Source organism: Cronobacter sp. HA18003 (assembly GCF_011605905.1).
Taxonomy (GTDB): Bacteria; Pseudomonadota; Gammaproteobacteria; order Enterobacterales; family Enterobacteriaceae; genus Cronobacter; species Cronobacter sakazakii.
This window is the reverse complement of record NZ_JAANQO010000011.1, coordinates 882,790-909,505: the sequence shown is the minus strand read 5'-3', so window position 1 is coordinate 909,505 and position 26,716 is coordinate 882,790. Positions and strand designations below refer to the sequence as shown.

At 58.4% G+C, this 26,716-nt stretch carries 21 protein-coding genes and 2 pseudogenes; 10 read left to right on the top strand and 13 right to left on the bottom strand.

What is annotated here, in order from left to right:
* Nucleotides 1-172: 172 nt before the first annotated feature.
* Nucleotides 173-817, bottom strand: a pseudogene (locus G6041_RS05365) (substrate binding domain-containing protein); the annotation flags it as partial.
* On the opposite strand from G6041_RS05365, the pseudogene G6041_RS05360 reads away from it, so the two are divergent.
* Nucleotides 810-1,424: pseudogene (locus G6041_RS05360) on the top strand (MFS transporter); the annotation flags it as partial. The pseudogenes G6041_RS05365 and G6041_RS05360 sit on opposite strands and share 8 nt — an antisense overlap.
* Here the strand turns inward: G6041_RS05360 and G6041_RS05355 are convergent.
* Genes G6041_RS05355 through G6041_RS05345 form a run of 3 tightly spaced genes read right to left on the bottom strand, consistent with a single transcriptional unit; the run spans nt 1,384 to nt 2,940 of the window.
* Nucleotides 1,384-1,716 (bottom strand): DUF1493 family protein, encoded by a 333-nt coding sequence (locus G6041_RS05355; RefSeq protein WP_007848630.1) that lies wholly within the window; start codon nt 1,714-1,716, stop codon nt 1,384-1,386. The pseudogene G6041_RS05360 and the gene G6041_RS05355 overlap by 41 nt on opposite strands.
* Nucleotides 1,713-2,231, bottom strand: coding sequence for a GrpB family protein (locus G6041_RS05350; protein WP_041460506.1), 519 nt, complete (start codon nt 2,229-2,231; stop codon nt 1,713-1,715). Before G6041_RS05350 ends, G6041_RS05355 begins: the two co-directional genes overlap by 4 nt.
* A 19-nt stretch (nt 2,232-2,250) precedes the next feature.
* Nucleotides 2,251-2,940, bottom strand: coding sequence for a B3/B4 domain-containing protein (locus G6041_RS05345; protein ID WP_007900239.1), 690 nt, complete (start codon nt 2,938-2,940; stop codon nt 2,251-2,253).
* A gap of 43 nt (nt 2,941-2,983) precedes the next feature.
* Between G6041_RS05345 and G6041_RS05340 the strand changes: the two genes are divergently transcribed.
* Nucleotides 2,984-3,604: a helix-turn-helix domain-containing protein gene (locus G6041_RS05340; protein WP_041460505.1), complete on the top strand. Its 621-nt coding sequence runs from the start codon at nt 2,984-2,986 to the stop codon at nt 3,602-3,604.
* On the opposite strand, the gene G6041_RS05335 is transcribed toward G6041_RS05340, so the two are convergent.
* Genes G6041_RS05335 through opgC form a run of 5 tightly spaced genes read right to left on the bottom strand, consistent with a single transcriptional unit; the run spans nt 3,601 to nt 7,729 of the window.
* Entirely contained in the window at nt 3,601-4,014 is a 414-nt protein-coding gene (locus tag G6041_RS05335; RefSeq protein ID WP_012124781.1) for an ATP-binding protein, read from the bottom strand. The two genes, G6041_RS05340 and G6041_RS05335, sit on opposite strands and share 4 nt — an antisense overlap.
* Before the next feature lie 4 nt (nt 4,015-4,018).
* Entirely contained in the window at nt 4,019-4,360 is a 342-nt protein-coding gene (locus tag G6041_RS05330) for an STAS domain-containing protein (RefSeq protein WP_012124780.1), read from the bottom strand.
* The gene (locus G6041_RS05325; protein ID WP_012124779.1) at nt 4,350-5,570 is read right to left on the bottom strand and encodes a PP2C family protein-serine/threonine phosphatase; all 1,221 of its coding nucleotides are present in this window, start codon (nt 5,568-5,570) and stop codon (nt 4,350-4,352) included. Before G6041_RS05325 ends, G6041_RS05330 begins: the two co-directional genes overlap by 11 nt.
* Before the next feature lie 9 nt (nt 5,571-5,579).
* Nucleotides 5,580-6,494, bottom strand: coding sequence for a hypothetical protein (locus G6041_RS05320; protein ID WP_012124778.1), 915 nt, complete (start codon nt 6,492-6,494; stop codon nt 5,580-5,582).
* Nucleotides 6,495-6,508: 14 nt separating this feature from the next.
* Complete coding sequence (gene opgC, locus G6041_RS05315) at nt 6,509-7,729, bottom strand: OpgC domain-containing protein (protein WP_054628727.1); 1,221 nt, start codon at nt 7,727-7,729, stop codon at nt 6,509-6,511.
* A gap of 327 nt (nt 7,730-8,056) precedes the next feature.
* Between opgC and G6041_RS05310 the strand changes: the two genes are divergently transcribed.
* The 8 genes from G6041_RS05310 (at nt 8,057) to G6041_RS05275 (ending at nt 21,242) form a co-directional block, all read left to right on the top strand.
* The gene (locus G6041_RS05310; protein ID WP_004388149.1) at nt 8,057-9,871 is read left to right on the top strand and encodes a glycosyltransferase family 2 protein; all 1,815 of its coding nucleotides are present in this window, start codon (nt 8,057-8,059) and stop codon (nt 9,869-9,871) included.
* Entirely contained in the window at nt 9,868-11,208 is a 1,341-nt protein-coding gene (locus tag G6041_RS05305) for a DUF3131 domain-containing protein (RefSeq protein ID WP_012124775.1), read from the top strand. The genes G6041_RS05310 and G6041_RS05305 overlap by 4 nt, the downstream gene beginning before the upstream one ends.
* Nucleotides 11,205-12,755, top strand: coding sequence for a DUF3131 domain-containing protein (locus tag G6041_RS05300; protein ID WP_012124774.1), 1,551 nt, complete (start codon nt 11,205-11,207; stop codon nt 12,753-12,755). Before G6041_RS05305 ends, G6041_RS05300 begins: the two co-directional genes overlap by 4 nt.
* Entirely contained in the window at nt 12,740-14,137 is a 1,398-nt protein-coding gene (locus G6041_RS05295; protein ID WP_166498054.1) for a DUF3131 domain-containing protein, read from the top strand. Before G6041_RS05300 ends, G6041_RS05295 begins: the two co-directional genes overlap by 16 nt.
* Nucleotides 14,134-14,571 (top strand): globin, encoded by a 438-nt coding sequence (locus G6041_RS05290; protein WP_004386465.1) that lies wholly within the window; start codon nt 14,134-14,136, stop codon nt 14,569-14,571. The genes G6041_RS05295 and G6041_RS05290 overlap by 4 nt, the downstream gene beginning before the upstream one ends.
* Entirely contained in the window at nt 14,568-17,249 is a 2,682-nt protein-coding gene (locus tag G6041_RS05285) for a hybrid sensor histidine kinase/response regulator (RefSeq protein ID WP_054628725.1), read from the top strand. The genes G6041_RS05290 and G6041_RS05285 overlap by 4 nt, the downstream gene beginning before the upstream one ends.
* On the top strand, nt 17,249-19,456 hold the full coding sequence (locus G6041_RS05280) for a glycoside hydrolase family 2 protein (RefSeq protein ID WP_041460504.1): 2,208 nt from the start codon (nt 17,249-17,251) through the stop codon (nt 19,454-19,456). The genes G6041_RS05285 and G6041_RS05280 overlap by 1 nt, the downstream gene beginning before the upstream one ends.
* Nucleotides 19,457-19,601: 145 nt before the next feature.
* Complete coding sequence (locus tag G6041_RS05275; RefSeq protein ID WP_012124770.1) at nt 19,602-21,242, top strand: alpha,alpha-trehalase; 1,641 nt, start codon at nt 19,602-19,604, stop codon at nt 21,240-21,242.
* A 64-nt stretch (nt 21,243-21,306) separates the two neighbouring features.
* Here the strand turns inward: G6041_RS05275 and G6041_RS05270 are convergent, their stop codons facing one another.
* From G6041_RS05270 to G6041_RS05255, 4 genes are all read right to left on the bottom strand, one after another.
* Nucleotides 21,307-23,286 (bottom strand): autotransporter domain-containing esterase, encoded by a 1,980-nt coding sequence (locus G6041_RS05270; protein ID WP_012124769.1) that lies wholly within the window; start codon nt 23,284-23,286, stop codon nt 21,307-21,309.
* A gap of 270 nt (nt 23,287-23,556) precedes the next feature.
* The gene (locus tag G6041_RS05265) at nt 23,557-25,008 is read right to left on the bottom strand and encodes a tagaturonate reductase (RefSeq protein ID WP_012124768.1); all 1,452 of its coding nucleotides are present in this window, start codon (nt 25,006-25,008) and stop codon (nt 23,557-23,559) included.
* Between the two features lie 117 nt (nt 25,009-25,125).
* Nucleotides 25,126-25,653 (bottom strand): GNAT family N-acetyltransferase, encoded by a 528-nt coding sequence (locus G6041_RS05260; RefSeq protein ID WP_041460503.1) that lies wholly within the window; start codon nt 25,651-25,653, stop codon nt 25,126-25,128.
* Nucleotides 25,654-25,740: 87 nt separating this feature from the next.
* A complete protein-coding gene (locus G6041_RS05255; RefSeq protein WP_012124766.1) occupies nt 25,741-26,712 on the bottom strand; it encodes a sensor domain-containing diguanylate cyclase in 972 nt (323 codons plus the stop codon).
* Nucleotides 26,713-26,716: the final 4 nt, after the last annotated feature.

Here is a 26,716-nt window from a genome sequence, read left to right as displayed (position 1 = left end):
ATCAAAGCAATGTTCAGTGAGTTCGGGCCGGGGATTCCTCACGTCGATAAGATTTCTCGGGCGCGCATAACGTCTCTAAAACCGGCATGTAGTTTCGATCCGCGGGTGCGCTTCGCTTACCCGCGCTACTGGCTTCATTTGTTACGTTGAATTATTGGCTGGCGCTGCCGCCTTATGTCGCTGAAGGCATCGCGCTCAATCGCTGATGTACGAAATCAATGAACGCTCTTGTTTTCGCGGGCAAGAAACGCCGGTTTGAATACACCGCGAACAACTGCAACGGCGCTGCCGCTTGTTCAAACTCAACCTCGATGAGCCGTCCATCGTTAATGTAAGGCTGACAGGCTTGTTTTGACAGAATGGCAAAACCGACGCCGGCGACTGCCGCGCGTCCCGCCATCTCTCCGCTGTTGACACGATAATGCCCTTTAACCTTTATCGTCTCGAACTCCCCTTTGCGGTTCACAAACTGCCAGGGAGCGCCTTTCAGCGCAGTTACCGTGGTAATACAAGGCAATGCTTCAAATTGTCTTATATCGGAAGGCGTGCCATAGCGTTCAATGATCGCGGGCGCGGCGACAACGGTACACGGAATGGTCATCAGATGACGGGCAATGTAGTCACTGTCATCCAGTTGTCCACGGGTAATAATGATTGCGACATCGAGATCGTCTCGCAGGGATTCGAAACCTGACAAATTAGTGATGCAGCTGATTTCAAGATCAGGGTTTTGGCAGGCGAAATCGGCGATAGCCGAACCCAGCAACGCAGGACCTGATTCACTGGGAATACAGATACGCAGCGGCCCCTTAAGCTGCGATAGTCAAACCTTACTTTTTGCATCATCAACGGCACTGGTGCAATTTAGCCCCATGCTTATTATCCCCATTTTAACGCCTTTGCTGATTCATTTTATTGGCGCACAGGAATCTCTCTTGCCGTTATTATTTTTAAGTGGTGGCATTGCAGGTTATGCGTCTACAAAAATAACAGGGATTCTTACATCTAAAATATCTGCGCTGGCCCTGTCTATCCTTTCAACGCTGTTATTTGTAGTAAGTTTGCTCATTCCTGCGATGGGGTTTAATAATGTTTTTCTCTTTATCACTCTGTTTCTTGGCGCGTCCTATAGCCGACTGGTTTGCGCCTCGGCGCTGGCGATGCAGTACCCTGCAAATGAGCAAAGAGCCAGTTTTTCGTCACTACAGACAGCAATAATGTATCTGATAACCACGCTCGCGTTCTTTCTCTCTTCTTTATTACTTCCTGAGCACGTAATACACCCGCAAAACCTGAACTGCCTGTTGGTGATAAGTGCGCTGAGCGCGGTGGGATTTCCCGTCCTGGTGGTCATACTGCAGAAAAAACTGGCCAAACGCGCCGTTAGTCATAGAGCCAGCGGCCAGCCCGGGCAGATTCAATAAGCATACCGATGGTAAAGAACGGCACTATGGGGATCTCGCGTTTACGAAATGGATTGAGCATAACGCTCAGCGGTGGATCGGGCGGATAGTAAGTCGTAATGGAGAAATTTCCCCGCGCCACGCTAAATGTCGTAAAAAAATCCTCCATCAGCGCCAGCGCTTCGTCCTCGTCCAGCTGCAGGTCAAAATCGAGATCGGTCTGTTCGGTCAGTTCAGGTTTGCCGAACAGATAAAAGCCGTCATGCTTGCGCACATGGGCATAAACCCGCGCTTCCAGGCTGTCGCTGTTCATTGCTGCCTCCGCGCCAGCGCCTGCTGTTCAACCCGCGCGATAAACTCGTTTTTCAGTTCGCTGTAAACGTCTGACTGAAAACCGCTGTCGCGCGCGGCCGCAAATTTTATCTGCGCATATTCCTGCATGACGTCATCATGGCGGCGCAGATAATCACGAAACGCCAGATGCCGCGTCACGTGATGGCTGCCTGCCACGAATGCGTGAATATGATGCGTACGTACGGCGTTGCCTTTAATAAAGTAACGCCTGCCGGGAATGCCGTACTCACCGCGCGGCGTGTAGCCCAGCGCCTGCATCACGGCGTTACAGCCATCAAGCGCGCTTAAGCCGGAGACCTCAATCAGCATATCAATAACCGGTTTGGCCGCGAGCCCCGGCACCGACGTACTGCCAATATGATGAACGGCCAGCGCAACGTCGCCGAGCACTTCACGCACCCTTTTCTCTTCTTCAGCAAATTGCGCAGGCCAGGCCGGGTTGTAAGGTTCCAGCACTATCTGTCGTCCGGCCATCATTTTCTCCTGTATACGGTCAGCCTGGCTGAACCGTTTCTGTGGTGATTTGCGCGCCCGGCATCATCGCGGCCAGGCCTTCGGCCAGTTCACGCGCGGCGGCGTCAGCGGCTTCTTCCGGCATGGCCGGTAAGCACTCCAGAATAAACCACATCTCCTGTGCCTGCGAATCCAGCCGCGTGCGCACGCCCTGACGCCAGTTCCAGCGGCGGCACGTCACGCCCGCGTCGTCGCGCCAGACCGGTTCGCCAGGCTCCGGGGATTCATTCACCGGCTCGCCGTCTTTAAAGGTGTCGAATGCTTCGCTGCCGTCGGCAATGACCAGACGCGGCTCGCCCTGGTATGCCGCGCGGTTTTCCCCGCCAATTGGCACGGCGTATTTGATGCTCACGGCATTATAGAGATCGACCACCGGATCGAGCGACGCCATTGCGCCGTCACGCGCGACCCGTTTACGCAGCGCCTGGGCGGAACACGGCGTGCGTTTCGGCTTTGCGCCGAATGCCTGAAAAACGGCGTCCCATGCAGCAAGATGCGACTGCGCCCAGGGGAAATCGTTCTCCTGCACGTGGCGGCAGGCAGCTTCCAGCGCCCTTCTTCCCACGCTTTCATCTGCCAGCGGCGCGGCAATAACGTTAATGCTGATAGCCCGGAACCCCGGCGCGAGACGGGCGATCTCCGGAGCAATTGACGGTGTTAATGGTTTCATCAGATAATCCTGTAATGACTATTTTATTTCATGGTAATGACCAGTGACCCATAAAGTCAATATAATGACTGAACCAGGCGCTGATGTTGACTCGCTTAGCGTTGCTCTGGCTCAAAAGCTGAAAGCCTGGCGTAAGGAACATAAAGTAACGCTGGATGCGCTCTCGCAGCGCGCGGGCGTCAGCAAAGGTATGCTGGTTGAGCTTGAAAAAGCCGCGGCCAACCCGAGTATCGCTATCCTCTGCAAAGTCGCCGCCGCGTTGGGGTTATCAGTAGCCGACCTGCTGGATGTGGCGAGCCAGCCTGCCGCGCGGTTGATAGAAGCCACGCAAATTCCGGTTTTGTGGACAGGTGACCATGGCGGTACGGCGCGTCTGCTTGCCGGAACCAGCGGGCCAAATATGGTGGAGCTGTGGCGCTGGGAGTTGCAGCCGGGCGATGTCTTTACCTCGCCGGGCCATCCGCAGGGAACGTCTGAGCTATTACATGTGGAGCGAGGCGTACTGACGCTTGACGTCAATGATGAAGTGTTGAAGGTCAACGCGGGGGCGTCCGCCGTGGCGCGCACCGATGCCCCGCACCGCTACGCGAATGAACAGCAGGAGACGCTTATCTTTACCATGACGGTTCATGAACCCCACCGATTCGTGACAATGTCACGTTAAAACCGCTTGCAGAGTGTCAGGCGGTTTATCTGCCCCGCCCGGTAATCCACATCGTCGACACAGGCAACGATCAGCATCAGCCCTCGCCCGCCTTCGCTCATCAGCGCCGTTTCATCGTCCTGCGCGCAGTCGCGCGCGGCCTCCAGTTTGCCGTCGGGGATAGCATTGCCGTTATCGGTGAAAATCGCCTGCGCGAAGGTTTCGTTGTGTTGAAATTCGACGCTAAACATGCGCTCCGGTGTCTCATTTAGCGCATGGCGAATTACGTTCGCTGCTGCCTCACACACCGCCAGATCGAATTCGAAACGCCAGCCGTCATCCACCGGCAGCGGCGCCATAAACTGCGCCAGCGCGTCGGCGAGCGGGCCAAGCGCATCAAGGCGCGCGGGAAGCGTCAGCGTGGCGCTCACCGGCTCACCCTTTTTGCAGCCGGGCCAGCGCGGCGGCGCGGTCCGGGCAAAGGATAAATACGCGGTCCATGCGAGTCAGCTTAAACATATTCATGATGTTACTGTTGAGCGAACAGAGCGCCATCTCCCCTTTGCCGTTCATCTGCTTAAAGAGTGCAATCAGCGTGCCGAGACAGCTACTGTCGATAAAATCGACGCGCGAGAAATCGATAACCAGCCCGCCCGTGGTGCGGTTTATCTCTTCGCTTACGCCCTGGCGAAACGCGGCGGCGACCGAGGCATCAAGCCGTCGTGCCACCGGCGTTATCACACTTATGCCGTCCAGATGTTCAGTCTCAAGATTCATCGCGCACTCCCTCGTGGCTTCTTTCAATAATTAACAGTGAGACATCGTCGGCCATCGCCACCTGATCGCCCTGCGTTCTGGCGCGCCAGTCGACAAGCTTGTCGTGCAGGGCCGGAAAAATCGCGTCAAGCGGGCTGGAAACGTGACGTTGTAACCACTGTTCCAGCCGCTCATGGCCAAACTGCTCCTGCTGTGGGTTTTCGCACTCCGTAATGCCGTCGCTGTAGAGGCACAGCCGGTCGCCGCGCTTAAGTGTAAACGTGGCATCTTCCCAGCTTAAGCTTGCCAGCAAGCCCACCGGCGCGCCGCCGCTGCCGATGCGCGTCATGGAGCCGTCCGGATGCGTAATAAATGGTGTCGGGTGTCCGGCCTGGCACAGCTTGCCCTCCCCGGTTTCTGTGTCGATCACGCCGTAAATCATTGTGAAATAGCTGACTATCTCGGTGTCGTCGTGGCAGAAGCGCTCGTTCAGGATCCGGATCACCTCATGCGGCGCGGTGACGCCGTCGCCATCAAATAAAAAACGCTCCACCGCCCGCCCATGCAGAAACTGGCGCGCCACCGCCAGCGACATCATCGCCGCGCCCACGCCGTGCCCCGCCACATCCACGCAGTAAAAACCGAGATGGCGGTCGAGCGGGAAAATATTAAAGATGTCGCCGGAGACATACGCTGACGGCACAAACAGCCAGTCGGCGAAAAAGTTATCGTATTGCATGCGCCGGGCCGGCAGCACCGAGCGCTGTAACTGCGCCGCCGCCTGGAGATCGCTTTCGATTTGGGAGAGCGCCTCGCGAAGGCGCGCATTTCGCGCCGCGAGCGTAGCTTCCAGCTCCAGAATGCGCTCGCCCGCGTGCAGCCTGGCGCGCAGTTCACTCTGGTTTACCGGCTTGCTGAGAAAATCATCCGCGCCCGCCTCGAACCCTAACGCCAGGTCGTCCACGCTCTCCCGCGCCGTTAATAAAATCAGGTAGATATAGTGTTCCTGAAAACGCGCGCGGATCTCCTGACACAGCGTCAGGCCATCCATCACCGGCATCTCCCAGTCGCTCAGCACCATATTGACCGGCTGGGTGGCCAGCACGTCCAGCGCCGCGACGCCGTTGACCGCTTCCAGCACCTCGTAGCCCCATTTGCCGAGCATGCTGCCGAGCAGCCGCCGGTAAACGGTGGAGTCATCAACAATCAAAACCCGCTGTCTGTCCGGCATCAAAGCTCCTTAAAGGGGTAAATACCAGATAAGGCTGACGGTGCCTTCGCGGAATTTGCCGTTGCCGCTGGCATGACCGGGATACCGCGTGCCGCTGTAGTTGGCGTACTGAATTGAGAACGAGCCCGGCGTATAGCCCGCGTAGCCAAAGCTGTAGCTGTAATCGCCGTTCCACGGCTGTTGCTGGCTGCTGTCGGGGAACCAGAACGCCGTGGCGCGCACAAAGAAATGCTGTTTGAGCGTATAGCCGCAGCCGCCCAGCACCACATTTTTATTACTGCGAATGTCGTTACTGTTGAGATCGTAATAGCGCGGCACCCACGTGTAGCCCACCTGGCAGATAATGGAATCGCCTTTATTGATCAGCAGATGTTTCTCAAGCGGTTTCGGCAGCGAGAATTTATAGGCTGCCGTCACGCCGCCCTGTTCAAAATAGGTGTGACGTTTGTTGCCCGATGGCCAGATATGGTTATCGCCGTAGTTGCTGTACACCAGGCTGAAGGTATTGGCGTGCCAGTCGTCATAACCAAAGCTGTAGCGGAAATCGCTGGAATAACGTGTTAAATCACGCACCGGTGCGCGCAGCGTGACGTTGGCGAAGAGATAACTCCACGGCGAATATTGCAGGCTCAGGTTGACGGTCTGGTTAATTTTATTGGTTTGCGTCGCCGTATCACTACTGTTCGGGATCGTGACGTACTGCTCTTTCAGCCCGCTGTTGAAGCTCAGCGCACCGGAGAATTTTTTGTCGTTGCCCGAAAACAGCCGTCCCCAGCGGCTCGTGAATACGCCCGCCTGAATCGGCTCAGATTCGTTATCTACGCTCGCCCCGCTCTGCGTCGTCGCAGGCGGCTGGTCAGCAAGACATGGCCAGGACGCCAGCGCGAGCGTCGCCAGACCAACGCAGTGATATATCCTCGTCATACCCTTGTCGTTCCTTAATTGGGGATCCAGCGTCCGGCGACGTCATACTTCGCCATCAGCCAGAGAATGCCCAGCGCCACGCTATGAACCAGCGTATTCACAAGCCAGGCCTGATGCCATAAATCAAAGTGCACGACCTGGCTTGCCAGCAGCACCACATACACATGCAAAATAAAGGTATAGAGCGAGTGCTGGCCAAGCGGGATCAGAAACCAGCCGACCAGCCTGTTAATGGGTATCCAGCAAAAGGTCAGCAGCAGATAAACCGCCACCATCAGACAAAAATCGTTCAGCACCCGCAGCGGCCCGAGTGCGTTTTTGGCGGCCCACGTATGGTAGAGCGCATTGAAATCGGCGGGCGGAATGATATGCAGCAGCAGGCCCGGCGGCATAAAGGGGTTGGTATGATTCTGGGCGATAAACATCAGTATCAGCGCACAGATGATCATAAACGCGACGGTCACTTTGCCGGGGCCGGTGCGCGCGAGTGATAACAGTTCGTCCTTATACCAGCCGCAGCACATCCCGAGGATATAAATGAGCTGCCAGGCCATCAGCGGAAACGCGAACTCAAATTCGCTCTCGGTGAGGCGAAACGACGTCACCTGATACAGGCCATAGACGGCCACCGAGCCGGCAATCAGCCAGGCGGCTTTACGATAGTGCAGTAAGGCGAGAAAAAGCGGGCTTAACAGCAGTAAAAAGACATACAGCCCCAGAATTTGGGTCTGGTGCGGGCCAATCTGTAAAAACAAAATAATGTTGAACCAGGTTTCTTTAATTTGCGGCGTGGTGGGAAACAACGACCAGCTATTCCCCGAGTAACGGTCCACAAAGTGGGTTATTTCAAACGTATTAATAAAAGGTATTTTCGATAACAGCAGCACGCTCAGGATAATAATGATATTAACCAGATAGATCTTCCAGGCACGCCGCCAGAGTGTCCAGCCTACCGTCAGTAATACCGCTTTTTGCAACCGCTGGCGGTTAAGCATGCCGAGCATAAAACCGGCCAGGATCACAAATCCTTCAGCGCCTGTGGTTAATCCGAAACGCTCCCACGTCAATATATTAAATATCGACATCACCTCAGTATGCGCGACGACCATCATCACAAGCGCAATGCCGCGCATCAGGTCGATACGCAGATCGCGCCGGTCGGCCGCCACATAGCGCCAGGAGACGCGCACGGGCGGTATATCGCGGGTTGAAGCTACGCTTGCAGTATCGCTCATCGGCACGGTTTCTTATCGGCTGGGGCCGCCTGCTCCGGGCAGCGCAATATATTCTGAGTATTATCAGGAAAGTGTATACGGCAATAAGCGGCTGTCAGCGTTTCGCGGAAAATATATTTTCCCGCAGCGGTAAACGAAAAAGCGAAACGGCGCAAAGCGCGACATTAATTTATCTTTCTGGAAAGTTCAGCGCGGGCATCTACAATCACTTCATAAACTTAAAACGAATCTAAAACTGAACCAGAGATATTTCGCTGACGATGAATAGTTACCATTGATAATTATTCAACGCCACTGTCTTTGTTGTGTCTGGATGATGATGCCGCTATGGGTTTTTATTTTTCGCGTTTTGAAAACCGTAAACCGCCGGAGCCCTTAGAAACGCCCCGCGTCGTGAAAATTCTCTGGCAGATAATGTCGGTCGCGGCATTGGTGCTGGGCGCGAATTATATTCGCTGGCGCTGGATGGAATCGCTCAATATGGACGCGCTGTGGTACGCGCTGCCGCTGGTCATCGCCGAAACCTGCGCCTGGATTGGCACCGTGCTGTTCACCATTAATCTCTGGCGGGAAGACGACCCGCCGCAGCAGCCCGCCCCGCTGGATATTAACGACTGCCTGAACGCGGAAGACCAGGCCGAGCCGCGCCCGGTACGCGTCGATCTCTTTATCGCCACCTACTCTGAAGATGTCGAGCTGGTGCGGCTCTCCATTCAGGATGCGCTAAAAATGCGCTACCCCGGCCCGCTCGATTACCGTATTCACGTGCTGGACGATGGCCGCAGGCCCGCGATGCGGGCGGTCTGCGAGGAAGAAGGCGTCAATTACATTACCCGCGAAACCAATATCGGTTTTAAGGCGGGCAACCTGCGCAACGGCCTTGAGCAGACCGACGGCGATTTTATCGTGATTTGCGACGCCGACACCCGCGTCTTCCCGACGCTGCTTGAGCATACGCTCGGCTATTTCCGCGACCCGGACGTCGCCTGGGTACAGACGCCGCAGTGGTTTTTCGATCTCCCGGAAGGCGAGCGGCTGCCGCGCTGGCTGTCGCGTAAAGCGGGCAAACCGGGTTACGCGCTCGGCTGGCTGTCGGAGAAAATCGTCGGCCCGGTGACCATCGGGCGCGACCCGTTCTTTAACGATCCGCGCATGTTTTATGACGTGATCCTGCGCCGTCGCAACTGGGCCAACGCGGCCTTTTGCTGTGGCGCGGCGTCGGTGCATCGCCGCGAGGCGATTATGCAGGCGGCGCTGCGCAGCTATGTCTGGACGGTGGAAGAAGAGATTGACCGCCACACGCGCGATATCCGCGACCCGTCGATGCGCGAAGCGCTTCAGGACGCGATGCGCCCGCATGTGCTCTATGACACCGAGCTGACGCCCTATAAATTCCACGTTTCAGAAGATATCTACACTTCCATTGTGCTGCATGGCGATAGTGCGCGCCGCTGGCGCTCGGTGATGCACCCGCGTATTGAATCGAAAATGCTCTCGCCGCAGGATATGCTGACCTGGATTATTCAGCGCTTCAAATATGCCGCGGGTTCGCTGGATATTCTCTTTCACGACAATATCTTCAGCCGCCGCCGTTTTAAGCTCTCGCTGCCGCAGACGCTGATGTACGCCACCACGTTCTGGTCTTATCTGGCCTGCATCTGGAATACGGTGTTTCTTGTCTCGCCGCTGATTTATCTCTTTACCGGCATCCCGCCCGTCTCCGCGTGGTCGACGCCCTTCTATCTGCACTTTCTGCCCTTTTTCATTGTCTCGGAGCTGGCGTTTATGTTCGGTACCTGGGGAATTTCCGCGTGGGACGGGCGCGCCTCGTACCTGTCGTTTTTCTCGATGAACTTAAAAGCGCTCGATACGGTGCTGCGCGGTGAACAGATTAAGTTTCACGTCACGCCCAAAGAGCGCCAGACCGGGCGGTTTCTCTATCTGGTGAAACCGCAAATCGCCATTGTGGTGCTGACGCTTATCGGGCTTATCTGGGGCGGGATTCAGGTGGCGCGCGGCGCGGTCGATGATCCTTCCGGCTACGTGATTAACATCTTCTGGGGCGCGGTGAATATCGCCGCCATGCTCCCCATGATCATGGCCGCCATGTGGCAGCCTGCGGATGAGGAGAGCGGCGCATGAAAGTCTCCAGTGCGCTGCTTAGCGCGCGCAGTTATATCACCATTCTGGTGGGCTTTCTGATCGGGTTCGCGGTGGTGGTCTGGGTGGAGCGCCAGATGCCGACGCGCGTGGAGAGCAGCAGCGGCATTACGCTAAGCGACGATTTTCCGCCGCTGCCCGATGCCCGCCCGCTCACCTTTGATGAAGCGATTTGGGCGCGCGTGGCCTGGCAATATTTCGTTAATAACAGCCGCCCCGACGGGCTGGTGAACGCTCAGGACGGCGCGCCGTGGTTCAGCCTCTGGAGCACCGGCAGTTATCTGCTGGCGGCAGTGTCGGCCTACCGGCTGGACGTGATCACCCGTGACGAATTCGACGAACGCATCAGCCAGGCGCTGTTCGCGCTGGGCGAACTGCCGCTGACGCCGGACGGCCTGCCTGCCGCGTATTACCGCGGCGATAAACAGGAGATTTTAGGCAAGCCGGAAAGCAGCGCGATTGGCGTCGGACGGTTACTGATGGCGCTTCAGGTTTTGCTGTGGCACTACCCGCAGCATGCCCCTGCCGTAAACGCGCTGCTCTCGCAATGGCATCTCGACGCGCTGTTTGTGCAGGCGAAAAACACCAACGCGGCGCTGGCGGTACGCCACTGGGTTATCCCAACCGACGAGCCGCGCGACAGCTTTGGCTATCGCACTTACGCAAGCCATACGCTGCGTTTTATTAATACCACCGCCGGGCTTGCCGTCACGCAGCCGCCAGAGGGTCAGAGCATGATCGACATCGACGGGATCATGGTGCCGGATGAAGGCCTGCGCACACCGTGGGGCAAACAGCCGTCGCTGGTGAGCCTCCCCTGGCTGTTAACCGGGCTTGAGCTTGGCTTTGACGCGCAGAGTGGCGAAGTCGCGTGGCGCATCATGCAAATCCAGCAGCGCCGTCACAGCCTGCGGGTGCGCAAGCCGCCCATCAGCACGGATTATGCTGAACAGGCGCCCGATTTCGCCACCGCTATCCCTGAACGCCAGCCTCAGCGTGCGCCGGGCGAAACGGCGTATGACAAAGCCGCGCCGGAGCGCACCGCCATTACCTCGACCCGCTCCGCCTTCGCCTGGTATGCGCTCTTTCGCAACGGCTGGAGCGAAGCGCTGCGCCAGCAGGTACAGCCGCTACTGGTGCCGGGTAAAGGCTGGCAACGTGGTCTGAATTTGAATAACAGCGTGAATAACGTGATTGATGCTGACACCAACGCGGTGGTGCTGGAGAGCCTTGCCTATATTGCAGGCGGGCAACTGCTCTGTCTGGGATGCCAGCACACGCCTTCCACCGCCACTGCTTCTGCGGGAGTTACGCCATGAGTCTGAAATCTTTGCCCCTGTTTATTCGCAGCATAGCCTGCCTCTTTTTGCTGCTGGGATGCACTGTCACCGCACAGGGCCGGGGCGAACTGCCCGCGAACGACTATCCGGCGCGTCATGGCGAACTGACCGAGCGCGAAATGAAAATGGCGAAAAACGCCTGGCAATATTTCGTGGTCAACTACCAGCCGACGACCGGGCTGGTTAACGCCGTTAACCAGTATCCGTCCACTACCATGTGGGATACCGGCTCTTATATCGGCGCGCTGGTGGCCGCCCGCGAACTGGGGATCATCGACAAAGCGGAATTTGACCGCCGGATGCTAAAGCTGCTCGGCACGCTGAATAAACTCGATCTTTTCCGCAACCAGGTGCCCAACAAAGCCTACAACACCATTACGGCGCAGAAAGTAAACTACCTGAACAAACCGGGCGAAATCGGCTTTTCGGCGCTGGATATCGGCCGCATGCTGATATGGCTTCAGAACGTTAAAGAGCGCTACCCGGAATACAGCAACAGCGTCGATAACATCGTGCTGGGCTGGGATTTCACTAACGTGATAGATCCGTGCGGTACCATGTATGGCGCGTATCTTGAGAACAACCAGCCAAAATATGTTCAGGAGGGCCGTCTCGGGTATGAAGAGTATGGCGCGGCAGGCTATCAACTGTGGGGGTTTAACACCTGCCAGGCGAGCCGTCCGGAGCCGTATGCGCTGGCGGACATTTACTGCGTGCTGGTGCCCTATGATTCCCGCGACCCGCGCCGTACCAGCCAGCATAACTATGTGGTGACGGAATCGTACCTGCTCTACGGGCTGGAGATGGGCTGGGATACCGCGAAAGATCGCGACGACAGCCCGAACAACTACTCGCATCCGTGGATGAAAAACTTCGCTGACCGCGTCTATCAGGCGCAGGAGAACCGCTACACCATCACCGGCGTGCTGACCGCACGCTCTGAGCATCAGCTCGATAAATCCCCGTACTTCGTTTACGACACCGTGTTCAGCGACGGCTTTAACTGGAACACCATCACCGACAAGGGCCAGTATGTGCCGCAGGCGGCGGCGGTGTCGCTCAAGGCAGCGCTTGGCATGTGGGTGCTGTGGGATTCGCCCTATACCGACCGTCTCTTCACCACCATTGAAAATGCCAACGATCCGAAACAGGGCTATTACGAAGGTATCTATGAGAACGGCGACGGGCCCATTAACGCCTTCACCGGTAACAATAACGGCATCATGCTGGAAGCGCTGCTCTTTAAGAAACAGGGCAAGCTGCTGCGCTTTAACACCAACGATCCCAAGAATAAAAATTACGCTCCGTCCATGTGGGAGAAAAAACTGGTCGATCTGTTTGAGGAGAACAACTCGCGTCGCAACCGCCCGTTCCTCAATATGACGCCTGGCATCCAGAACTGGTGTCAGCAGAACGGCACCGCGATACGCAGCAAACCGACCTGTCAGGCCTGCCAGTGCGCGACCTGTAAAGAGGACGAACCTGTGAAACTGCCACCGGTTACCGCGACATGCTTAAAACAGTAAGCCGCCTGCTGCTTATCCTTGCCGTGTTGGGCGTGGCGCTCGCCTGGCTGTTGCTTCGCGACGATCGCGCGGGCTGGCGCTGGTTCTCACACGGGGGCTGGCACACCACCGCGCGCATCAGCACGCTCACGCCGCCGGAGCGCGAATGGGCCGCCATCGCCTGGCGCTATTTTGAAAACAATACCCAGGACGCCACGGGGCTCGTAAACGGCAGCGACAAACGCCCCGTCGTGTCCCTCTGGCAGATAGGCGATTCGCTGATTGCGCTGACGGCCGCGCGCGAGCTGAATCTGATAGACGAAAAAATTTTCGATGAGCGCCTGACACGTCTGCTCGGCACGCTCAATCGCCTGCCGCTCACCCCTCGTCAGACGCCAAACCGCCTCTATTCCACGTGGTCTCCCACGATGGTGGATTTCACCGGCAAACCGGGCGTGATGGGCTGGTCGGCGCGCGATATGGCGCGGCTGATGCTGGCGCTGCGTCTGGTGGCGCAGTATCACCCGCAGTACAGCGAATATCTGGAACGCGTGGTGATGCGCTGGAATTTCTGCCCGGTCATCGATAAAGACGGCACGCTTTACGCCGCGCAGATGCAAAACGGACTGCTGACACCGCGCGATGAAATTCGGCTTGGCGAAAGCGAATACGCCGCCGCGGGCTTCAGCCTGTGGGGATTCCAGCCCACAAAAGCCTGGGGGCCGCCGTCGCAGAATGTGATTCTCTATGACCGCGCGCTGCCGGTGGACGCCCGCGATCCGCGCACGACCTGGCAGCCGTCGCTTATCACCACGCTGCCCTATACGCTGCCGGGGCTCGAATTTGGCTGGGAAGTGCCGGGCGTCGATCGCGTGCAAATAGATAACCTGCGCGAGCGCGCGAAGCTTGTGTATCTCTCCCAGGAGAGCCGCTGGCAGCAGGAGAATATTCTCACCGCCCGCGCCGATTTCAGTACCAGCGCCGCGCCGTGGCACGCTTCGGACACCGTCTGGGCGAATGGCTACCCCTGGAACACCCTCGGCGATGACGGCAAAGAGTACCCGCGCCTCGCCCAGGTTTCCACCAAAGCGGTTTTTTCGCTGTGGGTCTTGTGGGATACCCCGTACACCGATGCGCTGATGCAGGCGACACGCCTGATGTATGACGAAAAACGCGGCTGGTACGAAGGGCGCGTCGAGGCGACCGGCGACTACAACCGCTCGCTGACGCTTTCCACCAACGCCACTGTCCTTGAAGCGCTGTTCTATAAAGCGAACGGCGGCCCGCTGCTGGCAAGCGACGCCCCCGCCCCCGGCAGCTATTTCAGCCGCCGCCTGAGTGACGTGTTCAACCCCCTGCGCCAGTGCCTGCCTGGCGAAAGCCGCCCGGAGGTTCGCCCATGATGCTCTATCGGGATCTGTTCGACGAAAGCTACAGCCGGTTGTTTCCGGACGACGATAAACAGCCCTTTTTTGACGCCTTTTTTAACCGCTTTATTCATATGACGCCGGAAACCGAACAGCATTTTGCGGCGGTCGAACCGCGGCTGTTACGCAACTTCGTGTATAAAAGCTTTTTCGCGATGCTGATGGTGGATGGCGTGCTGATGGTGCCTGATTTTCTGGAGCGCCTGGCGCGCCAGCAGGAGAGCAACGGCGTGCGACTGCCGCCGAACTTCTTCGCCCACTGGCGGCGGGCTATTCTTGATACCGTGGCGGAACGCGACCCGGCGTGCGATGAAGAAGTGCTGACCGCCTGGGCGATGACCATCGCGCCGGGGCTTGAATATATGCGCCGTCAGGCGGAGCTGCATTACCAGCCTGGGGCGGCATTATGAACAACGCCTCCCTGTCTCCGGCGCTCGACGCGCTGCCCGCCGCCCTGCTGGTTTACGATAAAGACGAACGGCTGGTCGCCTGGAACGCGCAGGTGAGCCGTTTTTACCCCGGCATCGAAGCGCATCTGGTTGAGGGGGCGGCGTTAAGCGCGCTGGCGCAATCCTTTATCCATGCGGGCTATCAGACCGACAGCCGCAGCCGCGACACGCTTGTTGCCTCACTCATCGCAAATTGTCGTCACGATGGCCACTGCGAAGTGCGTCAGTTACAACAGCGGCGGCTTTTTATTCAGCATCAGCGTACCGCCGACGGCGGCATCATCAGCCTGCACACCGATATCAGCGCGCTGGATAACGTGCAGAACACGCGCCAGTTGCTGCATGACGATTTCTTGCTGGCCGCCGAATCAATTCATATTGGCATCTGGGACTGGCAGGTCACGACCGATGCGCTGCATCTCAACGACGCTTTTCTGAATCTGCTCGGCGAGCCGCGCGGTCAGCTACAACATACCAGCCATTTTCTGCTCTCGCTGATCCACCCGGACGACCGGGATCTGCTGAAAAGCGCGATGCAGTGCGCCAGCGAACACCAGATGCCGGTGTTTGAGTGCGAGATCCGCGTGCAGCATCGCAGCGGCCAGTGGCTGTGGATGCTGCTCTCGGGGCAGATCATCGCGCTCACCGTCACCGGCGAGATTGAGCGCCTGATTGGCACCCTTCAGGACATCACCCGGCGCAAAGAAGCGGAGTTGATTTCACGCGAGGCGGCCAACGCCGCGCGCGCCGCGAATGAGGCCAAAAGCGCGTTTCTTGCCAACATGAGCCATGAGATCCGCACGCCCATGAACGGCATTCTCGGCATGACGCAGCTCTGTCTCGATACGGATTTAAACAGCGAACAGCGGGAATACCTGACGCTGGTGATGAGCTCCGCGCAGTCGCTGCTGCATATCATCGACGACATTCTCGATTTCTCGAAAATCGAGGCGGGCAAAATCGTCCTGCATGAAGAGTATGTGGCGCTGCGGCCGTTTATACAGTCGCTGGTGCGCCCGCTGATGCCGCTTGCGAGCGAAAAGCAGATAGAGCTGCTGGTCGAGGTGGATGAGCGTGTACCGCAGACGCTGCGTGTCGATGTTGTGCGTCTGCGCCAGGTGCTGACCAACCTGCTTAGCAACGCGCTCAAATTCACGCATCAGGGCGAAATCCTGCTGGCGGTAGCGCCTGGCCCGCAGCCTGGCGAATGGCGCTTTCGGGTGCGCGACAGCGGCATCGGCATCCCGCCGGAAAAACAGCAGGTGATTTTTGAGGCCTTTAGCCAGGCAGATACCTCCACGACCCGCCGCTACGGCGGCACGGGGCTCGGGCTTACGATCTCCGCGCGCCTGGTGGCGATGATGGGCGGGCTGCTGACCGTCGCCAGTGAAGCGAATCAGGGCAGCGAATTTAGCTTCACCCTGCCGCTGCAAAGCGCGGCGCAGGCGACGCCGGAAATCCCTGCGCAAACGCATTTCAACGGCGAGCGGGTGCTGGTGGTGGATGATAACGCCACAAACCGCCGTCTGATGCAGGCAATGCTGAAACAGCTTGGCTTAACCCCGGTCTGCGTTTCCGGGGCGACGGGCGCGCTGGCGCTGCTTGAAAATGACAGCGATTTCCCGGTGATCGTCCTTGATGCCCAGATGCCGGAAATGGACGGCATTTCGCTGGCGCTGGAGATTTCCGTGCTCCCGCAGGCGTCGCGCAGCAAAATTATTATGCTCAGCTCAATGAGCCGCGATCTCGATCTCTCCACGCTGCGCCGTACCGGCATCGCCTGGTATCTCAATAAGCCGGTCGATCAGCAGGAGCTGGCGCGTGCGCTCGGCGAGGCGCTGCGCCCGGAACCCGCCAGAACTGAGCAGGCCGCGCCCGTAGTGCCCGTGATGCCGGAACTGGCGCACAGCGCGCCAATGCGCATTTTGCTGGCGGAAGATAACCCCGTGAACCAGTTGCTGGCGGTGCGCCTGCTGGAAAAACTCGGCCATGAGTGCGTGACGGTGGATAACGGCCTGCTGGCGCTGGAGGCCTGGCGCGGCGGCGGCTTTGATATTCTCCTGATGGATTTGCAGATGCCGGTCATGGACGGCGAAGCGGCGATCCGCGCGCTGCGCCAGGAAGAGGCGCTCCGCGGTGGGCATCAGATAGCGATTGTAATGACGGCTCACGCCATGCAGGGCGATAAAGAGCGCTGCCTCGCGATGGGCTTTGACGGCTATCTCTCAAAACCGGTGGCGCTGGTCGCGCTCGCCGACGAACTCTCACGCTTTGCCCCGCAAAGCGCCCCGCCGCCGCCTGATGGCCTGCCGGACAGCGCGCAGCTGCTGGCCGCGTTCGACGGCGATATGGCGCTGTTAAAAGAGTTGCTCGGGCTCTTTTCCGAAGGATTTGACGAGCTGGCCGGGCTGCTTGATGCCGCGCTTGCCGCAGGCGACGGCGAGCAGGCGCACCGGCTGGCGCATAAGCTTCGCGGCGAGGCCGCGACGTTCGGCTTTGACGGGCTGACCGCGCGGTTACAGGAGATAGAAAGCCAGGAGCCTGGCGCGACACCGGCGCAGCGCGAGGCGTGGCGTCAGGCGCTCGGGACGCAGCAGCGTCGCGTGCGTGAATTCCTGATTCAACTGCTGGAGGGATGATGAAACGTCTGGCCTGTGCATTACTGGTCATCACAAGCGGCGCGGTGGCCGCCAGAGAAGCGCCCTCGGTGCCGGTGCCTGCCAGCTGGTCGCTTGCGGGCAGCTGGCGCGCCCACGACGGCAACGATGCCGCGTTTATGGGCCAGCAAGGCCCGGTGCGAGACTGGCGCGCGTTACCGGTGCCGTCGAACTGGTATACCGCAGGCTGGGATCATCAGGGCGTGCTCTGGTATCGCCATGAATTCACCCTGCCGCCGTTACCCGAAGATACGATGGCGACGCTGGTATTTGACGGTGTGGATTACTACACCGACGCGTGGCTGAACCAACAGCCGCTCGGCAGACACGAAGGCTATTTCCAGCGTTTCGCGTATGACATCACCGATAAGTTACAACGTCACAACAAACTGGCGGTGCGCGTTGACAGCCCGTTTGAAGATCCCAAAACTATCTGGCCACTGCATAAAACGATGGTGAAAGGCGTGCTTAATCAGCACGATACGCGCCCCGGCGGCGCGTGGTCGCCGCGCGGTCAGGACGCCAACTCCGGCGGGATCTGGGCGCCGGTGCGCCTGCATCTGAGCCGCGGCGTGACGGTCGATAACCTGATCCTGCGGCCCGACTTTCAACACGGGCTTGATAAGCCGCAGCTTCGCGTCGAACTGGTCTATCGCGCCGCGCAGGCGCGCGAGGTGGAGCTGACCCTGCGCGCCCGCCCGGCGAATTTTACCGGCGAACAGTTTTCGCAGAAACAGAACGTGCGGCTGGCGGCGACCGGCAGCACGCCGCAGCGCCTCTCATTCACGCTGCCGATGGAAAACGCCCAGCTCTGGTGGCCGAAAGGCTATGGCTTTCCGCACCTCTACCGCGTCAGCGCCGTCTTCAGCGACGATAAGGGCGAAATGGAGCGCATCGCAAGCCGCACCGGTCTGCGCCAGATTGTCGAACAGCCGGATAACAAAGGCTGGGTGCTCAACGGTAAACGCATTTTCATTAAGGGCAGCAACTATATCGGCTCGCCGTGGCTTAGCGAGATGGATGAGAAAAAGTACCGGCGCGATCTGCAACTGGTGCTGGATATGAACGCCAACGCCATTCGCGTCCACGGCCACGTGGCGGGCCGCCCGCTCTACCGCATGGCTGATGAAATGGGGCTGATGATCTGGCAGGACGTGCCGCTCCAGTGGGGCTATAAGGACACGCCTGAATTTGCCGATAACGCCGCGCGGCAGAGTCTGGAGATGACGGAGCAGTTCGGCAATTCGCCGGCCATCATCGCCTGGGGCGGTCATAATGAGCCGCCGTGGAACTCGCCGTGGATGGAAAAGCGCTTCCCGGACTGGCATAAGGATCTCAACCGCGTTCTGACGGAACGTGTCGCCGACGCGCTCGCCAAAGACGACAGCCGCATCGTGCACCGTTTCTCGGCGGTGGAAGAACATTACTGGCAAGGCTGGTATTTCGGGGTCACCACGGATGTGCTGCAACCGGCGAAAACCGGCATCATTACGGAATTCGGTGCCCAGGCGCTGCCGAAACTCTCGACGCTCAAAACGATTATCCCTGCCGACAAACGCTGGCCCGCCTCGACAAAAGCGGACGATCCCGACTGGGAAATCTGGAAATACCATAACTTCCAGCCGTTCCAGACCTTCGGATTTGCGAAAATTCCGCGCGGCAAAAATATGGACGAATTTATCCACAACACGCAGAAATACCAGGCCGATTTAGTGGGTATGGCGGCGGAGAGTTATCGTCGCCAGCGCTATCAACCGGTGACCGCCCTGTTCCACTTTATGTTTGTTGAAACCTGGCCGTCGATTAACTGGGGCGTTGTGGACTATCTGCGCCAGCCGAAAGCCGGTTATTACGCGCTGCAACGCGCGTATCAGCCGCTGTTGCCGTCCATCGAGCCGGTGACGCTTAACTGGCGTGCCGGCACGCCCGGAGTGGTTAAATTATGGGCGATAAACGATAGTTTTTCGCCCTGCGACGGGTGTACACTGCGCTGGCGCGTAAAAACGCCCGGCATCACCGGGCAGCAAGAGAGCAAACCGATGACCCTCCCGCCTGACTCTGGTCGCCAGGTGGCGCAGTTGACGTTCACTCCCACAGCCCCTGGCGCGCTGCGCATCGAGTACGAAATTCTTGATGCGCAAGGCAAAACGGTTGGCCATAACTTTTATGAAACCACCGTCGCGCCCTGAGGCGTTAAGCACGCTGTACGGATAACTGGACGCTCCGCGGCGTTCAGTCTCTTCTTAAACTCTTTGCCGCCCGGTTAAAGAGCGATAACGATTTGCTAAACTTACAGAATCTGAAACGAAAGCCGCTCTGGAGGTACGTATTAGCATGTTTCAACAGACAACACGCTTACCTTTCACAGAGGAATTAGCTGAGAAGGCGCGTATGGACCCTGAATCGGGTGAAATTATTCCGGATACCCGCGACGTCGAGCCGCAGCCTGAATCGATCGAAGGCATGCCATCCCCCGACGCGCTGACGCCGGCAGACCGCTATTTAGAGCTGTTTGAGCATGTTCAGGCCTCCCGTATTTTTGCGGACAGTAAAACGTTCCCGGACTGCGCGCCGAAAGTGTCGCCGCTGACCATTCTGATGAACTACCGTCAGGCCAAACGCCTGCCGAACTTCGACCTGCGCCGCTTTGTTGAGGAGCACTTTTACTTTCCGGTGATCAACACTAATCCGTATGTCTCGGACCCGAACCGGACGCTGACTGAGCACATCGACAACTTATGGCCAATTCTGACGCGCCAGCCGCATGAGCATCTGGAGAACTCCTCTCTGCTGCCGCTGCCGCAGGCGTATATCGTGCCAGGCGGACGCTTTACCGAAACCTATTACTGGGATTCCTATTTCACCATGCTCGGCCTTGCCGAGAGTGGCCGCCACGATATGTTGCGTTGCATGGCGGATAACTTCGCCTGGATGATTGAAAACTACGGGCATATTCCGAATGGCAACCGCACCTATTATCTGAGCCGCTCGCAGCCGCCGGTGTTTGCGCTGATGGTGGAGCTGTTTGAAGAGGACGGCGTGCGCGGCGCGCGGCGCTATCTTGATCATCTGCTGATGGAATATGCGTTCTGGATGGATGGCGCCGACACGCTGGAGGCAGGCCAGGCGTTTCGCCACGTGGTGAAAATGGCCGACGGCACGGTGCTTAACCGTTACTGGGATGACCGCGACACCCCGCGCGATGAATCCTGGCGCGAGGATGTGGAAACCGCAAAACTCTCCGGGCGTCCGGCGAGCGAGGTCTATCGCGATCTGCGCGCGGGCGCGGCCTCCGGCTGGGATTACTCCTCCCGCTGGCTGCGCGATCCGGACCGCCTCGCGAGCATCCGCACCACGCACTTTTTGCCGGTGGATCTCAATGCGTTTCTCTACAAGCTGGAAACCGCCATTGCCAACATTGCGCAGCTTAAAGGCATTCCGACGACCGCGACCGTGTTTCGCAAAAAAGCGATTGACCGTCGCGAGGCGGTTAACCGCTATCTGTGGGATAACGACATGGGCGCGTTTCGCGATTACGACTGGCGTCGTGGCCAGCTCGCGTCGTTCTCGGCCGCCTGCGTGGTGCCGCTGTATGTCGGTCTTGCCAGCTATGCGCAGGCGGATCGCATCGCGACGAATCTGCGTGAACGCCTGCTCTGCCCAGGCGGTATCCTGACTACCGAAGTGGAAACGGAACAGCAGTGGGATAAACCGAACGGCTGGGCGCCGCTTCAGTGGATGGCCATTCAGGGGCTGAAAAACTATGGCGACGATGCGCTGGCAGACATCATTGCCAATAACTGGTTGCGTACGGTGAAACGATTCTACAATGAGAACCATAAGCTCATTGAGAAGTACCATATCGCCGACTATTCGCCGCGCCCGGGTGGCGGGGGTGAATACCCGTTGCAGGACGGCTTCGGCTGGACCAACGGCGTTACGCGCCGCCTTATTGCGCTTTATGGCGAACCGTAAGCCGTTCACCGTGTAAAAACAGAGGGCAGCCTGATGGCTGCCCTTTTTTATGGCGTCAATGGACTCAGAACGAGGCGCTTAGGCCGATGTTATAGCGCGTCTGCTCGCCGCTGCTAAGCCCTGCGGTTTGCGACAGCGCCGCAAACGCCGACACATTACTGCTTAGCGCGACGCTGGCACCGGCGGTGATATCCATCCAGTTTTTGTCATCCTGCGCCCCGTCGCGGCTGAAAGTGAGCGATGTTGACTTCAACCCGCCCTGACCGCGCCAGACCGAATCACCGAACTGGTGTTTGTAATCCACCTGCGCGTACGGTTTCACCGGGCCGATATCGGCATCGAGACGCCAGCCGATGCTGCCGATTTGCGAATGGAAGTTCTGATCGCGAAAGCGCATCGCGGTGCTGTCGTCGCCCGCTTCGCTGTACCCATCCACGTGGCTGTAATCCCACGCGTACTGCACCACCGGCCCGGTCGTGAGCGCGCGGGTCACCGGCAGATCCAGCCCGGCGGTCAGGCGCGCGCCCCAGAGTCTGGCATCCGTTTCGCCTGTCTCAACGCGCGTCAACGGTCCTAACTCCACGCGGCGCTGAATATTGCGGTATTCGCCTTTCAGCCAGTGAACGTCGGCGTTGACCCAGCCCGGCCCGAAATCGACGGCAGTAAAGAGCGCCGCCTGATAACCGCGCGCGTCGTAGCTCAGGTTATCGGTCGGGCGCTGATCGTCGAGCGACCCGGCAATCAGCGTGCCGACCAGCCAGTTTTCTGTCACCCGATAATCCGCGCCGATTGTCAGATTGTTGGTGTTGGCGCTGCCGTCGCCGGTCTCATTTTTGGTGTAGCGGGCATATTCGCCGCTGTAGCCGCCAAAAACGCCCGCGCTGCCCTGCTCCGCCTGTTCAGTACGGCGTTGCTGATAACGGCTGTCGAGCGTGGCGCGGCTGTTCTGTACCTGCGCCGCCGTCGCCTTGTTCAACAGCGCCACCTGCGCCGGAGCGGCGAGTATCGACTGGATATAATCCGCCATCAGGCGATGCACCTGCGGGCTCGGATGCAGATGATCGGCAAAGAGCCACGCCTGACTGCCATTAAACCCTGCGCTCGACGACGTACAGTCTGCCGCAGAAAGCCCCGGCGGGCACGCCATACCCGCGGTATTGGTGATACCGAACTGGCCCGGATTCACGAGGATTTCATTAAAGATAGCGTTGATATCGGCACGCACGATATTGCCGCCGCCATTCGCGACCAGCGCCTGCTCCTCGGTCGCGTTATAGAGCTGGCTTAACGCAGAGACCTGTTCAGCGGCCGCCTGATACGCCGCATAGAGGCCGTCGCCAAGCGCCTTCGAAAGCGCCGGAACCGGGCTCACTTCTCCCGCCGCCGCATAAAACGCGTTGCGAATCGCCTCCTCGCGCGCGGCGAGCGTCGGGGTTTGCGCGTTGCCAAGTGACGCGAACGCAGCCTGTAGCGCGGCGCTGTTACCGGCCGTTCCCAGCTGAACAACGGTTTCAATTAACGTCGGCGTTGCCGAAACGTCCGGCACCGTTGGCACAATCACCGTGCCTGCGCCCGCGTTTAAAAGCGTGCGCACCTGCGACGCCGCCGCCGTGGCGCTGCCGGTCACAATGGATTGCGCCTGTAGCGGTTGCAGCACCGCGGCACCCAAATCGTTACCGCCCACATAGTGTATATAGAGTCCATCGCGGTCCGCCCGGCCATTCGTCTGGCTCAGATAGCGCTGCACCTGCTCCTGGGTGTTGTCTGTGCCAAGCGCCGGCACCGCCACCCCGCCGCCTGCGGCGTAGTTATTGCCGCCTTTATCCGAGGGCGCAAGCGTCAGGCCATATTTTTGCGCGAGGATTTCGTCATACAGCGGATAGCGGTTGCTGTCGAAGGTGTAACGGCCATTGTTGCCGGTATCGCTCAGGCTGTCGCCAAAGACATAGAGGTTATCCCAGGCAGCCGCGGGCGCGGCAACGCTACAGGCTAAGCCCAACGCCAGCCCTACCTGCAGGGAAAGACCAGAGAGTGAAAAAGACATACGCGCTCCTGCGTTTCAGAGGTCAATATTTAAAGAAAACCATGCGTTATAGAGTGTAGAGCGTTTGCGCCAGGCCACCCGATTAACACCTGGAATTGAGAGTCTGCGCGAGAAATGTGACGGTTTGCCTTATGTTCATTGCCAGAAAGCAAACAGCGGTGTGGCTTAACCGTAAGGTTTTTTGGATGGATAAATAGTATGTTGTAACTAAAACCATCTCTTTATGAAAAACCCGGCAGGTGCCGGGTCGTTTTGAATCGTATGCGCCTGTCAGCACAGCGGCGCGACCGCGTGACGCATGCCCTGATTGAGAATGGCGTCAAGATCGCGCGTTACCTGCGCCGCGAGCCCCGGTACCGCTGTCAGATCCTGCTCCCAGTGCTCGCAATCGGACAGTACCGCGTCCACCAGCTCGCGAAGCGTAATGGTGTTATCGCCGCGTTGCGTCCAGAGCTGCTCAAACCGCGCGAGCCAATGGGCGTCATCCTGAAGCGGATAGCCCTCTCCGTTTCGCTCGCCGCGATAAAACGCAATGAGTGCCGCCAGTGCAAAGGTCAGGCGCGGCGGCAGCGTGCCCATTTGCGCCTGCCCCGCCAGCAGCTGTGGCAGAATACGGGTGCGGAATTTGGTCATGCCGTTAAGGGCGATGGAAAGCAGCTGATGCTTGATGTACGGGTTGCGAAAACGGCTCACCACCGCATCGGCGAAAGATTCCAGCTCGTTGCGGGGCAGATCAAGCACCGGGATTATCTCGTCATGGATAGCCCTCTCAACAAACGCACAAATCTGCGCGTCGTTCATCGCCTCGCCGACCGTATTCAGCCCGGCCAGGAAAGCCACCGGCACCAGCGCCGTATGCGCGCCGTTCAGAATCGCCACCTTACGCGCCTTATAAGGCTTAATGTCATCGACGATAAGCACATTGAGCGGCAGTTTATCGAGACGCAGCTCGCGGGCGAGCCACTGTGGCCCCTGAATCACAAACAGGTAGAAATGTTCGGCGGTATCCAGAAACGCGTCGTGATAGCCGAGGCTTTCCTCCAGCTGCGCGACTTCATCGCGCGGATAGCCCGTGACGATACGGTCAACCAGCGTCGAGCAAAACGAATTCGCGCTCTCAAGCCAGGTGGTAAAGGCCGCCGGCAGCGCCCACTCATGGGCGTAGCGCAGCACCAGTTCACGCAGCGCCTCGCCGTTATAATCAATCAGCTCGCAGGGAATTATCACCCAGCCTTTATCCTGCGCGCCGTCAAAATGGCTGAATCGTTCGAATAACAGACGCGTGAGTTTCGCCGGATAGCTCACCGCAGGTGCGTCGTCGAATTGATCCCCGGCGTGATAGCTAATCCCCGCTTCGGTTGTATTCGAGAACACAAAGCGAATATCCGGATTATGCGCAAGCTTCAGGAACTCGTCATACTGCGCATAAACGCTGATCTCACGATTCACCGAGCGAATGAGTCGTGACTCGCTGACCGCCTCGCCCTTCTCATTCAGCCCGCGAATAATCGTCGTATAAAGCCCGTCCTGTGTGCTGAGCGACGGCGGAAAATCGCTGGCGATAGGACGCACCACAACCACCCCGGCGTTGAGATCGGTATGTTCATTAAGAAGATCAACCTGCCAGTCGATAAAAGCACGCAGGAAGTTCCCTTCACCAAACTGGATGATGCGCTCCGGCCAGAGCGCGCCGGGAAAATCACGACGATTCAATGTTTTCACAATGGGTTCCTTGATGGATTAACAGCAGACTGCTGACGGATATTGCGCTCCACGCTATCAGAACCACCGTTTATGAAACCCCGTTTCGATCAAACTGAGCCGTTTTATTAAAAAATTTTATAGCTGCTTAAAAAAAAGCGTGGTGCCACAGGGACTGCCATCCGGCATCAGAGCGTAATGCGGGATCACACCGACCCGCTCCCATTGATGACGCGAATAAAAACGTTCGGCATCGCTGCCCGTAGAAGTATCCAGCACCAGCACCGTTTTCCCGGCCCGACGCGCCTCGCTTTCCAGGGTTTCCATCAGCGCCTGTGCAATACCGGCCCGACGCGCGCGTCGGTGTACCAGCAGTTTCGAGACGTCTGCGCGGTGCGGCTGGTTTTCCGGCTGGCTGAGAATAAGCTGTACGGTGCCGACGGCCTTCCCCTGCGCATCAAATGCCGCGAGCACAAGGCGCTCGTCACGGGCCGCGCTTTGGGCCACATCGAGCCAGAAAGCGCGCGCTTTCTCCGCGCTGAACGGCAGCATAAAACTCACCGATGCGCCGCCTTCCACGCAGTCGGTCAGTACATCACAAAGGGAGTCAAGGTGGGTCGGGATTTCCGCCGCGCTGAGACGACGAACACTATAGGATGTAGACATTGACACTCCGCCATGAGGATTTATCAAAGGGTTAACCGATAATCCTTATCATGGCGGAGAAACGCCGCAATTGGTCAGAGGAAAATCTTATCCTGCGGCGCGCTTGTGGGTGGTTTTCATCTGATACATCTCGTTATCAGCGGCTTTCAGAAGCCCGGCGAGATCCTGATGTTTATCGTCATCAAATTTTACCACGCCCCACGAGAAGCCAAGCCGCCACGGTTTACCGCTGTCGCGGTTGAACGCGTCGGTCTGCTCGACCAGATACTGCAGCGCAATCCATGCACCCTTTTCGTCGGTATCGTTAAACAGCACGACGAACTCATCGCCGCCGAGCCGTCCCAGCAGATCGCTGTCGCGAAAGGCGTTTTTCATCAGCATCGCCATCGCGTTTAACGCTTCATCCCCCGCCGCGTGGCCCCAGGTATCGTTAATCTCTTTAAAATCGTCGAGATCGATAAACCCGAGCGACATCGGCTCGCTGCGACGCTTATGGGTTGAGAACGCGTAACCGGCAAGTGACGTAAAACCGCGACGGTTCAAAAGGCCCGTCAGTTCGTCGCTCGTCGCCACGCTCAGCACCATAAACTCATCTTCAACGATCGCCGCCAGATCGCGCAGCAGATGCGCGTCTGCCTCGCTGAACGCGCGGGGTTCGGTATCGATAATACACAGCGAACCGGCGGTCGCGCCGTCGGGCAGCCTGACCGGACAACCGGCATAGAAGCGGATATGCGGCGGGCCATTCACCAGCGGATTATCACAAAACCGTTCGTCGCTGAGTGCATCCGTGATGATAAGCGGCGCGTTGCTTAAAATCGTATGCCCGCAGAACGAGACGCGGCGCGGGATGGGTTTCGGCTCTGCGCCATCACAGGAGACGAACCAGAGCTGCTCCTGATCGACGAGACTAATCAACGCCACCGGCGCGTTAAAAAGGCGCTTCGCAAGCCGGGTAAGACGGTCAAAACGCTCTGTCGGCGCCGCATCAAGCAGGCCAGAATCATGCAGGGACTGAAGACTCGCCTGCTCATTAACCGGGATATCGGGTGTTTTCATTGCG